11 protein-coding genes are annotated in these 13,370 nt (G+C 68.6%); 7 read left to right on the plus strand and 4 right to left on the minus strand.

Annotation, left to right across the window (positions count from 1 at the left end):
• Window positions 1-47: 47 nt before the first annotated feature.
• On the minus strand, window positions 48-1,400 hold the full coding sequence (locus tag MKI84_RS00470; RefSeq protein WP_241616015.1) for a formimidoylglutamate deiminase: 1,353 nt from the start codon (window positions 1,398-1,400) through the stop codon (window positions 48-50).
• Between the two features lie 106 nt (window positions 1,401-1,506).
• On the opposite strand from MKI84_RS00470, the gene hutI reads away from it, so the two are divergent.
• The 6 genes from hutI (at window position 1,507) to MKI84_RS00500 (ending at window position 8,890) form a co-directional block, all read left to right on the plus strand.
• Window positions 1,507-2,712 (plus strand): imidazolonepropionase, encoded by a 1,206-nt coding sequence (gene hutI / locus MKI84_RS00475; RefSeq protein ID WP_241616016.1) that lies wholly within the window; start codon window positions 1,507-1,509, stop codon window positions 2,710-2,712.
• On the plus strand, window positions 2,709-4,244 hold the full coding sequence (gene hutH / locus MKI84_RS00480) for a histidine ammonia-lyase (protein WP_241616017.1): 1,536 nt from the start codon (window positions 2,709-2,711) through the stop codon (window positions 4,242-4,244). The genes hutI and hutH overlap by 4 nt, the downstream gene beginning before the upstream one ends.
• Window positions 4,245-4,404: 160 nt before the next feature.
• A complete protein-coding gene (gene hutG, locus MKI84_RS00485; RefSeq protein ID WP_241616018.1) occupies window positions 4,405-5,223 on the plus strand; it encodes an N-formylglutamate deformylase in 819 nt (272 codons plus the stop codon).
• A gap of 11 nt (window positions 5,224-5,234) precedes the next feature.
• Window positions 5,235-6,902: a urocanate hydratase gene (hutU, locus tag MKI84_RS00490; RefSeq protein ID WP_241616019.1), complete on the plus strand. Its 1,668-nt coding sequence runs from the start codon at window positions 5,235-5,237 to the stop codon at window positions 6,900-6,902.
• Window positions 6,902-7,489, plus strand: coding sequence for a HutD/Ves family protein (locus MKI84_RS00495; protein WP_241616020.1), 588 nt, complete (start codon window positions 6,902-6,904; stop codon window positions 7,487-7,489). The genes hutU and MKI84_RS00495 overlap by 1 nt, the downstream gene beginning before the upstream one ends.
• 45 nt (window positions 7,490-7,534) lie before the next feature.
• Window positions 7,535-8,890: an LLM class flavin-dependent oxidoreductase gene (locus MKI84_RS00500; RefSeq protein ID WP_241616021.1), complete on the plus strand. Its 1,356-nt coding sequence runs from the start codon at window positions 7,535-7,537 to the stop codon at window positions 8,888-8,890.
• Window positions 8,891-8,896: 6 nt separating this feature from the next.
• Here the strand turns inward: MKI84_RS00500 and MKI84_RS00505 are convergent, their stop codons facing one another.
• The 3 genes from MKI84_RS00505 to MKI84_RS00515 are packed head-to-tail and all read right to left on the minus strand — an operon-like array spanning window position 8,897 to window position 11,353.
• The gene (locus tag MKI84_RS00505) at window positions 8,897-9,682 is read right to left on the minus strand and encodes a hydroxypyruvate isomerase family protein (protein ID WP_241616022.1); all 786 of its coding nucleotides are present in this window, start codon (window positions 9,680-9,682) and stop codon (window positions 8,897-8,899) included.
• Between the two features lie 34 nt (window positions 9,683-9,716).
• Window positions 9,717-10,661 carry a dihydrodipicolinate synthase family protein gene (locus MKI84_RS00510; protein WP_241616023.1) on the minus strand — a complete coding sequence of 315 codons (945 nt, stop codon included), beginning with the start codon at window positions 10,659-10,661 and terminating at the stop codon, window positions 9,717-9,719.
• Window positions 10,658-11,353 carry a GntR family transcriptional regulator gene (locus MKI84_RS00515; RefSeq protein WP_241616024.1) on the minus strand — a complete coding sequence of 232 codons (696 nt, stop codon included), beginning with the start codon at window positions 11,351-11,353 and terminating at the stop codon, window positions 10,658-10,660. Before MKI84_RS00515 ends, MKI84_RS00510 begins: the two co-directional genes overlap by 4 nt.
• Window positions 11,354-11,535: 182 nt before the next feature.
• On the opposite strand from MKI84_RS00515, the gene MKI84_RS00520 reads away from it, so the two are divergent.
• A complete protein-coding gene (locus MKI84_RS00520; RefSeq protein ID WP_241616025.1) occupies window positions 11,536-13,254 on the plus strand; it encodes an IlvD/Edd family dehydratase in 1,719 nt (572 codons plus the stop codon).
• Window positions 13,255-13,370 lie beyond the last annotated feature (116 nt).

Below are 13,370 nucleotides of genomic sequence, written 5' to 3' on the forward strand. Positions count from 1 at the left end.
CGATCCAGGAGTGGGAGGGGAATCCGTCCACTATGTTGGATCGAGGCTCACGGGGCAATCGCTTGCAATGTCTGCCGAAACCGCGCGCGGACCTCGTCGCGTGAGCGATGCCGGCCGCCGGTGACCAGCTTCTCGCCATGGCGCCACACGCAATCGACCGGACGCCGGGCGCTGGCGAAGATCCAGCCGTCGAGCGCGGCGTCTTCATTGCGACCTTCCAGCGCGGGCGCGCTCATGTCGAGCGTGACGATATCCGCGCTGGCGCCGACCGCGAGCTGCGCCGGGCGGCCGAGTGCCTGACCGCCGCCGGCGAGCGCGGCCTCGAACAAAGCGCGGCCTGTGGAGCGGCCCTCGATCATGGCCAGCACATTGCGGGCGCGCAGCGAGAGGCGCTGGGAATATTCCAGCGTGCGCAACTCCTCGGCGGCGTCGATCAGCACGTTGGAATCCGAGCCGACGCCGTAACGCCCTCCGGCTGCGACGAAATCCGGGGCGGGGAAGATGCCGTCACCGAGATTGGCCTCGGTGATTGGGCACAGGCCGGCAACCGCTCCGCTGGCGGCCATGAGCCGGGTTTCCTCACGCGTCATATGGGTCGCGTGGATCAGGCACCAGCGCCCATCCACGGGCGCGGTGTCGTAGAGCCGCTCCACCGGACGGCGCCCGCACCAAGCGAGGCAGTCCTCGACCTCCTTGACCTGCTCGGCGACGTGGATGTGGATCGGGCCGTCAGTGAGCGGAAGGAGGGCGGCGATTTCTTCGGCGGTCGCGGCGCGCAGGCTGTGCGGCGCGAGGCCGAGAACCGCATCAGAAAGTGATTCAAGTGCTTTACGACTTGATTCAATCAGTCGTGAGAAGCTGTTTAGATCGTTGATGAAACGGCGCTGTCCATGCGTGGGCTCCTGCGCGCCGAAGCCGCCATGGGCGTAGAACACCGGCAGCAGGGTCAGGCCGATCCCGGTCTCGTCCGCGGCCTGCGCGATGCGGTGCGCCAGCTCGCCAATGTCGGCATAGGCGCCCCCGTCGCGGTCGTGGTGCAGGTAGTGGAATTCGCCGACGCGGGTGAAGCCGGCTTCCAGCATCTCGACATAGACCTGCGCGGCGATGGCGGCGACATGGTCGGGGTCCATGCGGTCGACCACGCGGTACATCACCTCGCGCCAGGTCCAGAAGCTGTCGCCGGTCGGGCCGCGTTTTTCGGCAAGGCCGGCCATGGCGCGCTGGAAGGCGTGGCTGTGAAGATTGGGCAGGCCGGGCAGGGCGAGGGCGTGGCGCTCATCGGCGCTTTCGGCCGGCGCATCGGCGGCAATCGCGGCGATGCGGCCATGCTCCACACTCACCAGAACGTTGCGCGCCCAGCCGGAGGGAAGAAGGGCGGAGTCGAACCAGAGCCGGGTCATCGCAAGGGCCTTTCGTTCAGGCTGGACAAGGGGCGCGTCGTTCGATTATGTATATACATATCAGCGGCGCCTGCCAATCGCCTTTGCCGCTGCCGGGAGGAATGCGATGCGCTGCGATCGGCTATGGCGAGGGGCGAGGCTGGCGACGCTGGCACCTTCGCGTCCGGGGCTGGGGCTTGTCGAGCATGGCGTGGTCGCCGCTCTGGACGGACGCATCGTCTATGCCGGCCCGGCGGGCGAGGCGCCTTCCTTCGAGGCCGACGAGACGATCGATGTCGAAGGCCGCTGGATCACGCCCGGCCTGATCGACTGCCACACCCATCTGATCCATGGCGGCGACCGCGCCCATGAATTCGAGCTGCGGCTGGCCGGTGCCTCTTATGAGGAAATCGCGCGGGCGGGCGGGGGCATCGTCTCCACCATGACCGCGACCCGTGCCGCCAGCGAGGACGAACTGGTCGCGAGCGCGCTGCGCCGGCTCGATGCGCTGATCGCGGAAGGGGTGACCACGGTCGAGGTGAAGTCCGGTTATGGCCTGTCGCTGGAGAGCGAGCTGAAAAGCCTGCGCGCGGCGCGGGCGCTGGGCGTGCGGCGCCCGGTCTCGGTGACCACCACCTTTCTCGGCGCCCACGCGCTGCCGCCTGAGGCGAAGGGCGACAAGGACGCCTTCATCACCACGATCTGCGACGAGATGCTGCCGGCGGTCGCCCGCGAGGGGCTGGCCGATGCCGTGGACGGGTTCTGCGAGGGCATCGCCTTCCTGCCGGCCCATATTGAGCGGGTGTTCGCGCGGGCCGAGGAGCTCGGACTGCCGGTGAAGCTTCATGCCGACCAGCTCTCCAATTTGCACGGCGCCAAGCTCGCCGCCGAGTTCGGCGCGCTCTCGGCCGACCATCTGGAATATACCGATGAAGAAGGCGCCGCCGCGATGGCGGCCGCCGGCACCGTGGCGGTGCTGCTGCCGGGCGCGTTCTATTTCATCCGCGAGAACAAGCTGCCGCCGATCGACCTGTTCCGCGCGCAGGGCACGCATATGGCGCTGGCGACCGACAATAATCCCGGCACCTCGCCGCTCACCTCGCTGCTGCTGACCATGAACATGGCCGCGACGCTGTTCCGCATGACGGTGGACGAGTGCCTCGCCGGGGTCACGCGCGAGGCGGCGCGGGCGCTGGGGCGGCTGAACGAGATCGGGACGCTGGAGGCCGGCAAGAGCTGCGATCTGGCGATCTGGAACATCGAGCGGCCGGCGGAGCTGGTCTACCGCATGGGTTTCAACCCGCTGCATGCCCGCGTCTGGAGGGGTAAATGAACGAGATCATCCTGAAGCCGGGCGCGGTGTCGCTCGCCCAGTGGCGTGCGATCTATCGCGGCGCCCCCGCGACGGTTGCGCCGGAGGCCGCGCCGGCCATCGCCCGCGCCCATGAGGCGGTGCAGGCGATCCTTGCCAAGGGCGCGCCGGTCTATGGCATCAATACCGGCTTCGGGAAGCTCGCCAGCGTGCGCATTCCCTCCGAGGACCTCGCCACGCTCCAGCGCAACATCGTGCTCTCCCATGCCGCCGGCGTCGGCGAGCCGATGCCGGTGCCGGTGGCGCGGCTGATGATGGCGCTGAAGCTCGCCAGCCTCGCGCAGGGGGCGTCTGGCGTGGCACCAGCCACCATCGCGCTGCTGGAGGCGTTTCTCACCAAGGGGCTGACGCCCGTGGTGCCGTGCCAGGGCTCGGTGGGCGCCTCGGGCGACCTTGCCCCGCTCGCGCACATGACCGCGACGATGATCGGCGTTGGGGAGATCTTCGTCGATGGCGCGCGGGTGCCGGCCGCCGTTGCGCTGGCCGATGCCGGGCTGGCGCCGCTGACGCTTGGCCCCAAGGAAGGGCTGGCGCTGCTCAACGGCACGCAGTTCTCCACCGCCAACGCGCTGGCCGGGCTGTTCGAGGCCGAGAACCTGTTCAAGTCCGCGCTGATGACCGGCGCGCTCTCGACCGACGCCGCGCGCGGTTCGGATGCACCGTTCGACCCGCGTATTCACCAGCTCCGCAAGCATCGCGGACAGATCGAGACCGCGGATGCGCTGCGCGGGCTGATGGCGGGCTCGGCGATCCGCGCCTCGCATCTGACGGGCGACGAGCGCGTGCAGGACCCCTATTGCCTGCGCTGCCAGCCGCAGGTGATGGGCGCGGCGCTCGACGTGCTGCGGCAGGCCGCGAGCACGCTGGAGACCGAAGCGAACGGCGTCTCGGACAATCCGCTGATCTTCCCGGAGGAGGGCGAGGCGCTCTCTGGCGGCAATTTCCACGCCGAGCCGGTGGCGTTCGCCGCCGACATGATCGCGCTCGCCGTGTGCGAGATCGGCTCGCTCAGCGAGCGGCGCATCGCCATGCTGGTCGACCCGGCGCTGTCGGGCATGCCGGCGTTCCTCACCCCGAAGCCGGGGCTGAATTCGGGCTTCATGATTCCGCAGGTGACGGCGGCGGCGCTGGTGTCCGAGAACAAGCAGCGCGCCTATCCCGCGAGCGTCGATTCCATCCCGACCTCCGCCAATCAGGAGGACCACGTCTCCATGGCCGCCCATGGCGCCCGCCGGCTGCTGGCGATGGTGGAGAACGCGGTGTGCGTGATCGGCATCGAATTGCTGGCGAGCGCGCAGGGCTGCGACTTCCACGCCCCGCTGGCCTCCAGCTCGGTGCTGGAACAGGTGCGGGCGCTGCTGCGGGCGCAGGTGCCGCATCTGGACGAGGACCGGCATTTCGCCCCCGACATGGAAGCGGCGAACGCGCTGGTGCGCTCCGGCGCGGTGGCGGCGCTCGGCGGCGTGGGGCTGCCGACGATTTCGGGGGAGTGAGGAGCATGGGCCTGCTGCGCATCGGCATTCTCTACCTCTCCCCGTGGCGGAGAGATCGCCGCGTCGCGCCGGCCGAGCGGGCGCACCCTGGCGGAACAGGCCTTGGCCCCCGCCCCGATGGGGAGAAGGCGTCGCACCGCACGAGCGGGGAGGCGCGCGCATGACCGAGCCCGCCTTCATCACCGTCCATCACGGCAGCGCGCCGCTTGTGGTGTCGTTGCCGCATACCGGCACCGACCTGCCGGACGACATCGCCGGGGATCTGGTCTCGCCGTGGCTCGCGCGCAAGGATTGCGACTGGTGGATCGAGACGCTGTACGACTTCGCCGCCGGCCTTGGTGCCAGCGTGGTGCGCACCAGCGTGTCGCGCACCGCGGTGGACGTGAACCGCGACCCTTCCGGCGTCTCGCTCTATCCCGGGCAGGCCACCACCGAATTATGCCCGACCACCACCTTCGACGGCGAGCCTCTTTATGTCGAAGGGAAGGGCCCGGATGTGGCGGCGCGGCGGGGCGCCTATTTCGACCCCTACCATGCCGCGCTGAACGCCGAGATCGAGCGGGTGCGGGCCGAGCATGGCACGATGGTGCTCTATGACTGCCACTCGATCCGCTCGGTGATCCCGCGCCTGTTTGAGGGCGTGCTGCCGCATTTCAACATCGGCACCAATTCCGGTGCGAGCTGCGCGCCGCAGCTTCAGGCCGAGATCGAGGCGATCTGCGACGCCTCCGGCTTCGAGCGCGTCAGCAATGCCCGCTTCAAGGGCGGCTACATCACCCGCCATTACGGCGCGCCCGCGCGCGGCGTGCATGCCGTGCAGATGGAGCTGGCCTGCCGTTTCTATATGGACGAGCCGCTCGGGCCGGTGGCGCCCGGCAACTGGCCGACGCCCTACGACCCCGCCTTTGCCGCGCCCGCCCGCGCGGTGCTCACCCGTATTCTCGACGCGTGCATCGCCTTCGCACGCACTGCACGCTGAGGAGCCGACCGATGACCCGTATCGACAACAGCCGCACCATCCGCGCCGCCCACGGCACCACGCTTTCCGCCAAGAGCTGGCTGACCGAGGCGCCGCTGCGCATGCTGATGAACAATCTCGACCCCGATGTCGCCGAGAAGCCGGGCGAACTCGTGGTCTATGGCGGCATCGGCCGCGCGGCGCGCGACTGGGAGAGCTTCGACCGCATCGTCGCGAGCCTGCGCGAGCTGGAGGAGGACCAGACGCTCCTGGTGCAGTCCGGCAAGCCGGTGGGCGTGTTCCGCACCCACAAGGACGCCCCGCGCGTGCTGATCGCCAACTCGAACCTCGTGCCGCACTGGGCGACCTGGGACCATTTCAACGAGCTGGATAAGAAGGGGCTGGCCATGTACGGCCAGATGACCGCCGGCTCGTGGATCTATATCGGCTCGCAGGGCATCGTGCAGGGCACCTACGAGACCTTCGTCGAGATGGGGCGCCAGCATTTCGGCGGCTCGCTCAAGGGCAAGTGGATCCTCACCGCCGGGCTCGGCGGCATGGGCGGGGCGCAGCCACTGGCGGCGACCATGGCGGGCGCCTCGTGCCTTGCCATCGAATGCCGGCCGTCCTCCATCGAGTTCCGGCTGCGCACCGGCTATGTCGACGTGCAGGCGCGCGACCTCGACCATGCGCTGGAGTTGATCAATGAGGCGACGCGCGCGGGCAAGGCGCTCTCGGTCGCTCTGCTCGGCAACGCCGCCGAGGTGCTACCCGAGCTGGTGAAGCGCGGCGTGAAGCCCGATGCGGTGACCGACCAGACCTCCGCCCACGACCCGGTGAACGGCTATCTGCCGATCGGCTGGACACTCGCCGAATGGGAAGACCGCAAGCTCTCCGACCCCAAGGGCGTCACCAAGGCGGCGAAGGCCTCGATGGCGGTGCATGTGAAGGCGATGCTGGACTTCTTCCACGCCGGCATCCCGACGGTCGACTACGGCAACAATATCCGCCAGATGGCGCTGGAGGAGGGGGTGGCGAACGCCTTCGACTTCCCCGGCTTCGTGCCGGCCTATATCCGCCCGCTGTTCTGCCGGGGCATCGGCCCGTTCCGCTGGGCGGCGCTCTCGGGCGACCCGGAGGACATCTACAAGACCGACGCCAAGGTGAAGGAACTGCTCCCCGATAACACGCACCTGCACAACTGGCTGGACATGGCGCGCGAGCGCATCCACTTCCAGGGTCTGCCGGCGCGCATCTGCTGGGTGGGCCTGGGCGACCGCCACCGGCTCGGCCTCGCCTTCAACGAGATGGTGCGCAACGGCGAACTCAAGGCGCCGATCGTGATCGGCCGCGATCATCTGGATTCCGGCTCGGTCGCCTCGCCCAATCGCGAGACCGAGGCGATGCAGGACGGCTCGGACGCGGTGTCCGACTGGCCGCTGCTCAATGCGCTGCTCAACACCGCCTCCGGCGCGACCTGGGTCTCGCTGCACCATGGCGGCGGCGTCGGCATGGGCTTCTCGCAGCATTCCGGCATGGTGATCTGCTGCGACGGCTCGGCGGATGCCGATGCGCGCCTCGCCCGCGTGCTGTGGAACGACCCGGCGACCGGCGTGATGCGTCACGCCGATGCCGGCTACCAGATCGCCATTGACTGCGCGAAGGAGCACCAGCTCAACCTGCCGGGCATTCTCGGGTGATGCGGGTCCTGCGCGCGAGCGGCCATCGCGTGATGCCCTGGAAGAACGGTGGCGGCTCGACCACGCAGATCGCCGTCGCGCCGGAAGGGGCGGGGCTGGAGGCCTTCGACTGGCGCGTCAGCATGGCGGATGTGGCGGGCGACGGACCGTTCTCGTCGTTTCCCGGCATCGACCGCACGCTGGCGATCCTGAGCGGGGCGGGGATGCGGCTCGACATTGCCGGCCGCGCCTCGCTGGAACTGAAGGCGGCCAGCGCGCCGGCAGCGTTTCCCGCCGACGTGCCGACCGCGGCGACGCTGATCGACGGACCGATCCGCGACCTCAACGTGATGACCCGGCGCGGCGGGTTCGCGCACAAGGTGACGCGGCATGAGGCGCGCGCGGTGGTGAGCGCGCCCGCGGGCGGCTTCACGCTGGTCCTGTCGCGCATGGCGGGGCTGGTGGTTGCGGAGGCTGCGGGCGCGGCTGTGGAACTCGGGCTCGACGACGCCGTGCGGCTCGACGGCCCGGCGACGCTTACACCGGGCGGAGACGGCGCGTTCTTCGTCATCGAGCTGTGGCCGGTTATCGCGAGCGCTCGACTTTAAGGTCTATACAAATCAAGATCGACGCATCGTTCTTGGAGGGAAGAGATGCGCCGCTCGGACAAGCTGAAGCTGGGAACCTTCGTCTATACATTCGGCTACAACCCGGCCGCTTGGCTGCATCCGGGCTGCGACGTCAATGGCGCCAATCACTTCTCCCATCTGCTCAAGGTCGCGCAGATGTCGGAAGCGGCGAAGTTCGACTTCATGTTCCTCGCCGATTCACCGGCCGCCGCCATCGGCGATCCCGAGGGTCTCTCGCGTTCGCCGACCAAGATGAACCGCTTCGAGCCGCTCTCGCTGCTCTCGGCGCTGGCGGTCTCGACCTCGCGGCTCGGGCTGGTGGCCACCGCCTCCACCTCCTATTACGAACCCTTCAACCTCGCGCGTATCTTCGCGTCCATCGACCATCTCAGCGGCGGGCGGGCGTGCTGGAACGTCGTGACCTCCGACCATGACGAGACCGGCTACAACTTCAACCGCGAGGGGCTGGACCCGCATGCGCTGCGCTATGAGCGCGGCAAGGAGTTCGTCGATGTCGTGTTCGGGCTGTGGGACAGCTATGAGCACGACGCGCTCAAGCTCGATCGCGAGAGCGGGGTCTATTACGACAAGGACAAGCTCCACACGCTGAACCACAAAGGCAAGCACTTCCAGGTGCGCGGCCCGCTCAACATCGCCTCCACCCCGCAGGGCCGCCCGGTGATCGCGCAGGCCGGCGGCTCGGAGGCCGGCATCGAGCTGGCGGCGGAGACGGCCGAGGTGGTGTTCTCGCTCGCCTCCAACCTCCAGCGCAGCCAGGCGTTCTACGCGACGCTGAAGGAGCGCATGGCCAAGTTCGGCCGCGCGCCGGACGAATTGAAGGTGATGCCGGGCGTCGTCATCAATGTCGGGCGCACCGAGGACGAAGCGCGCGAGAAGGTGCGCTTCCTCGCCGACAAGCTGCACCCCGATGTCGGCCGGCTGATGCTGGCGGAATTCCTCGAAGCCGACCTCACCGGCGTGCCGCTCGACGCGCCGTTCCCCAAGGACCGGCTGCCGGCGGCGGCCAAGGGCTCCAAGGCGCTGTTCGACGAACTGACCGACTTCGTGATGAAGGGGCATACGGTCGGCGAACTCATTCGCCTGTTCAGCGAGAAGCACACCGGCAACGGCATCACCGGCACGCCGGCGATGGTCGCCGACTTCATGGAAGAGTGGTTCGAGACCCGCGCCGCTGACGGCTTCATCGTGATGTGCCCGACGCTGCCCTCGGCGCTGGAAGACTTCACCGAGCTGGTGGTGCCGGAGCTGCGCCGTCGCGGCCTGTTCCGCGACGAGTACGAGGGCACGACGCTGCGGGACAGTCTCGGCATTCCCGTGCCGGAGAACCGCTACGCGCGGGCGCGCCGTCAGGCCGGGTGAGGGGGCTCAGGCGGCGCGGGCCTTGGCGAGCCAGCCCAGCCCCTCCAGCGTCCCGGCGCGCGGGGTGTATTCGCAGCCGATGAGGCCGTCATAGCCGGCCTCATCGAGCGTGCGGTAGAGGCGCGCGAAATCGATGGTGCCGGTGCCGGGCTCGTGGCGGCCGGGATGGTCGGCGATGTGGATATGGTAGATCAGCTCCACATGGTCGGCGATGAAGGCGAACGGGTCCGAGCCGATCATGGTGGCGTGGAACACGTCGTAGAGCAGGCGCACATTGGGCGCGCCGATCTCGGCGATCGCCCGGACCGCGTCGGCCGGATCCTCGATGAAGTAATCGGCGATGCTGCCGCTGCTGATGGGCTCGATCAGGAGCAGCAGGCCGCGTTCGGCGGTGGCCTTGGCGGCAAGGCGCATATTGGCGATGTAGGTGTCCCACATGCGCGCGGGATCGGCGCCGACCGGTCGCACGCCTGCCATGCAGTGCAGGGCGGGGATGCCGGCCTCTTCCGCATAGTCGAGGCTGGGCGCGAGGCTGGCACGGAAGCGCTCGATCTGATCGGGCAGGGCGGCAAAACCCTTCTCGCCGCGCGAGATTTCGCCGGCGGGAAAGCTCGACTGCACGATCGGCAACCCGCACGCGTCGAGGAGCTGCTTCACGCGGGCGGCCGGCAGCCCGTAGAGCGCTGGATGCTCCACGGCATCGAAGCCGGCCTCGCGGGCGGCCGCGAAGCGCTGTTCCAGCGGCATTTCGTTGAAGAGATAGCCGATATGGCCGCTGAAACCCTTGATCATGGTGCGTCTTTCGCTGGTCGGGCGGCGGGTTGGCTCAGGAGGCGGCGAGCCATGAGGCGAGCTTGCCGTCGCGCCGTTCCAGTCGCTCCAGCAGATAATCGACCTCGGCGCGGGCCTTGGCGGTCAGCGTCGAGCCGGGCTGGCGCTGGGCGTCGCAGCTGAGAATGCCGCGGCGCATCAGCACGTATTTGCGCACGGAAAGGCCGACGCCCTGCTGCTGCTCGTAGCGCAGCAGCGGCAGATGGGCGTCGAACAGGTCGTGCGCCTCGTCACGCCGGCCTTCCTTCTGCAACCGCACCACGGCGGACAGCATTTCCGGGAAGGCATAGCCGGTCATGGCACCATCCGCGCCGCGCTCCATCTCGAAATCGAGGAACAGGCCGCCATTGCCGGTGAGGATGGAAATCTCCCGCATCGAGCCTTCCTTCTGGAAGCCGCGCAGGGCGGTGATCTTCTCCAGACCCGGCCAATCCTCATGCTTGAGCATGACGCAGGACGGGTTCTCGGTGACGATCTGCCGGATCACCTTCGGCGTCATCTGCACGGTGAGGGTGAGCGGATAATCCTGCAGCACGAAGGGGATATCGGCGCCGATGGCCTGCACCGCCTGCCGGAAATAGCCGGTGATCTGCTCGTCGGTGCGCAGCGAGGGCGGGGGCGCGATCATCACGCCCGCCGCGCCGCGCTCCATCACCGCATGGGCGAGCGCGCGCATGGCGGCAAAGCCGGGCGCGGAGACGCCGACGATGACGGGAAGCGCGCCGAAACCGTCGATGAAGCGCGCGGTGATCGCCAGCGATTCGGCGGCGTCGAGCTTGGGCGCCTCGCCCAATATGCCGAGCACGGTGACGCCGTTGGAGCCGGCGGCGAGATAGCGCTCGATCAGCCGGTCGATCGACGCCTCGTCGATGCGGCCGTCGGCGTGGAACGGGGTGGGGGCGATCGGAAAGACGCCGGCGGCGCTGGAATCGAGTTTCATGAGCGGGTTCCTGTGCGTTCGAGGGTCGAGGCCTGCGCGGCGCGGGCGAGGTAGTCGCTCTTGCTGGCCTGCATGTGTTCGATATTGAGCTGCGCGAGTGCCCAGGCATCGCTGCCCCGGAGCAGCGCGATCATGTGATCGTGCTCGCGCAACGAGCGTTGCAGCCCCTCGCCATCGGCGAGATTCGTGGCGCGGACCGGCAGCGAGAGCCGCATGTAGTCCTTGGCGGTGCGGACCAGATAGGGATTGCCGCAACCCTCCAGCATGGCGAGGTGAAAGGCGTCGTTGATCTCATGCAGCCGCCGCAGGTTCGGGGCGGCGGCCTCGCGGCGATACTCGGCCTGGATCGCCTCAAGACGAGCGATCAGCGCCTCGGGCGCGGGCAGCGGGATCATGAGCACGATCTGGCGGGTGAGCATCTCCCGCGCCTCGTAGATCTGGCGCACCTCTTCCGCCGTGAAGGAGCAGACCGTCGCGCCGATATTCGCGACGTGCCGCACCAGCCCGTCGCGCTCCAGCGCGGCCAGCGCCCGGCGGACATAGTGCCGGCTGGTGGCGTAGCGCTCCATCATCGCGTCCTCGACCAGACGCGCGCCGGGCGCGAGCCGGCCGAAGATGATGTCGTCCTCAAGCTGGCGCAGCACGTCCATGGGCGCGTGCGACGCGGCGGGCGGCGAGGCTCTCGTGCGCATGGAAGATTCCGGAGCGTCAGGGTCCATTGGCCTCGCATAGTGGATCCATCGGCATCATTGTCAATAATGATAGACAAAAATGGCGGATAATTGCCTGATATGGCCAAAATTATTGACAATGAGGCGCTCGGTCTCCATCCTGCCTCGTCCGCATGAGCGGGGCGTTTCAAAGGGAGGCCGGGATGGCCAAAGGTTTGAGCAAGGGGCTCACCAGCTATGGCGACGACGGGTTTTCCCTGTTCCTGCGCAAGGCCTTCATCAAGGCCATGGGCTATTCGGACGACGCGCTGAGCCGCCCGATCGTCGGCATCACCAACACCTACAGCGACTACAACCCCTGCCACGGCAATGCGCCCCAGCTCATCGAGGCGGTGAAGCGCGGCGTGATGCTGAGCGGGGCGATGCCGATGGTGTTCCCGACCATCTCCATCCATGAGAGCTTCGCCCACCCCACCTCCATGTTCCTGCGCAACCTGATGGCGATGGACACTGAGGAGATGATCCGCGCGCAGCCCATGGACGCCGTCGTGGTGATCGGCGGCTGCGACAAGACGCTGCCGGCGCAGATCATGGCGGCGGCGAGCGTCGACCTGCCGACCGTGGTGGTGCCGGTCGGCCCCATGGTGGTCGGCCATCACAAGGGCGAGGTGCTCGGCGCCTGCACGGATTGCCGGCGGCTGTGGGCCGCGCACCGGGCGGACACGATCGATGCCGAGGAGATCGAGGTCATCAATGGCCGCCTCGCGCCTTCGGTCGGCACCTGCATGGTGATGGGCACGGCGAGCACCATGGCGTGCATCACCGAGACGCTCGGCCTCTCGCTGCCGATGAGCGCCACCGTTCCCGCGCCCCATGCCGAGCGGATCCGGATCGCCGAGGCCAGCGGGCGGGCGGCGGCGCGGATGGCGGTGGAGGGCGGGCCGCGCCCGAGCGAGCTGCTGACGCCGCGCTCCCTGCGCAATGCGGCGGTGGTGATGCAGGCGATTGGCGGCTCCACCAACGGCGTCATCCACCTCGCCGCCATCGCCAACCGCACGCCGCACGCCTTCGACCTCGCCGAACTCGACGAGATCGGCCGCCGCGTGCCGGTGCTGGTCGACCTCAAGCCGTCCGGCGCCCACTATATGGAGCATTTCCACCATGCCGGCGGCGTGCCGAAGCTGCTGAAGGAGCTTGGCGACCTGGTGGACCTCGACACGCCCACCGTCACCGGCGCCACGCTGCGCGAGATCGCGCTGGCGGCCGAGGACGTGCCGGGACAGGACGTCATCCGCCCGCGCTCGTCGCCGATCAAGGCGGAAGGCTCGATGGCGGTGCTTACCGGCAATCTGGCGCCGGGCGGGGCCATCATCAAGCAGGCCGCCGCCTCGCCGGGACTGCTGACCCATACCGGCCGCGCGGTGGTGTTCCGCTCGGTGCCGGACATGATCGCCCGCATCGACGATCCCGACCTCGATGTCGCGGCCGAGGATGTGCTGGTGCTGCAGAATGCCGGCCCCAAGGGCGCGCCGGGCATGCCCGAAGCCGGCTATCTTCCGATACCGAAGAAGCTGGCGCGGCAGGGCGTCAAGGACATGGTGCGCATTTCCGACGCGCGGATGAGCGGCACGGCCTTCGGCACCATCGTGCTGCATGTGACGCCGGAGGCGGCGGTGGGCGGACCGCTCGGACTGGTGGAGACCGGCGACATGATCCGGCTCGACACGGCGGGGCGGCGGATCGACCTTCTGGTCGACGATAAGGAGCTGGAGCGGCGCCGGGAACTTCTGGATGCGCAGCCGGCGCGCGTGGCGCCGTCGCGGGGCTATGCGCGGCTCTACCAGGCCAGCGTGCTGCAGGCGGATGAGGGGTGCGATTTCGACTTCATGCGCCATCCCTCGCGCCTCCCCGCCGAGGACTGAAAGAAAGCCGCCCGGTGGAAGGCCACCGGGCGGCTTCGGGCTGTCTGCTGTCGTCATCGCGTGCCACCCTTCCGCTGCGAGTGGGTGCCCGGACGCCGGCGCGGCGCGACAGGCGG

It is taken from the genome of Ancylobacter gelatini (genome assembly GCF_022601675.1).
Lineage (GTDB): Bacteria > Pseudomonadota > Alphaproteobacteria > Rhizobiales > Xanthobacteraceae > Ancylobacter > Ancylobacter gelatini.

What these genes read in the sequence shown, in the direction of transcription:
- MKI84_RS00470 (WP_241616015.1), bottom strand. Translation starts at nt 1,400, where the DNA reads ATGACCCGGCTCTGGTTCGACTCCGCCCTTCTTCCCTCCGGCTGGGCG.
- hutH (WP_241616017.1), top strand. Translation starts at nt 2,709, where the DNA reads ATGAACGAGATCATCCTGAAGCCGGGCGCGGTGTCGCTCGCCCAGTGG.
- hutU (WP_241616019.1), top strand. Translation starts at nt 5,235, where the DNA reads ATGACCCGTATCGACAACAGCCGCACCATCCGCGCCGCCCACGGCACC.
- MKI84_RS00515 (WP_241616024.1), bottom strand. Translation starts at nt 11,353, where the DNA reads ATGCGCACGAGAGCCTCGCCGCCCGCCGCGTCGCACGCGCCCATGGAC.
- hutI (WP_241616016.1), top strand. Translation starts at nt 1,507, where the DNA reads ATGCGCTGCGATCGGCTATGGCGAGGGGCGAGGCTGGCGACGCTGGCA.
- MKI84_RS00520 (WP_241616025.1), top strand. Translation starts at nt 11,536, where the DNA reads ATGGCCAAAGGTTTGAGCAAGGGGCTCACCAGCTATGGCGACGACGGG.
- MKI84_RS00500 (WP_241616021.1), top strand. Translation starts at nt 7,535, where the DNA reads ATGCGCCGCTCGGACAAGCTGAAGCTGGGAACCTTCGTCTATACATTC.
- MKI84_RS00510 (WP_241616023.1), bottom strand. Translation starts at nt 10,661, where the DNA reads ATGAAACTCGATTCCAGCGCCGCCGGCGTCTTTCCGATCGCCCCCACC.
- MKI84_RS00495 (WP_241616020.1), top strand. Translation starts at nt 6,902, where the DNA reads ATGCGGGTCCTGCGCGCGAGCGGCCATCGCGTGATGCCCTGGAAGAAC.
- hutG (WP_241616018.1), top strand. Translation starts at nt 4,405, where the DNA reads ATGACCGAGCCCGCCTTCATCACCGTCCATCACGGCAGCGCGCCGCTT.
- MKI84_RS00505 (WP_241616022.1), bottom strand. Translation starts at nt 9,682, where the DNA reads ATGATCAAGGGTTTCAGCGGCCATATCGGCTATCTCTTCAACGAAATG.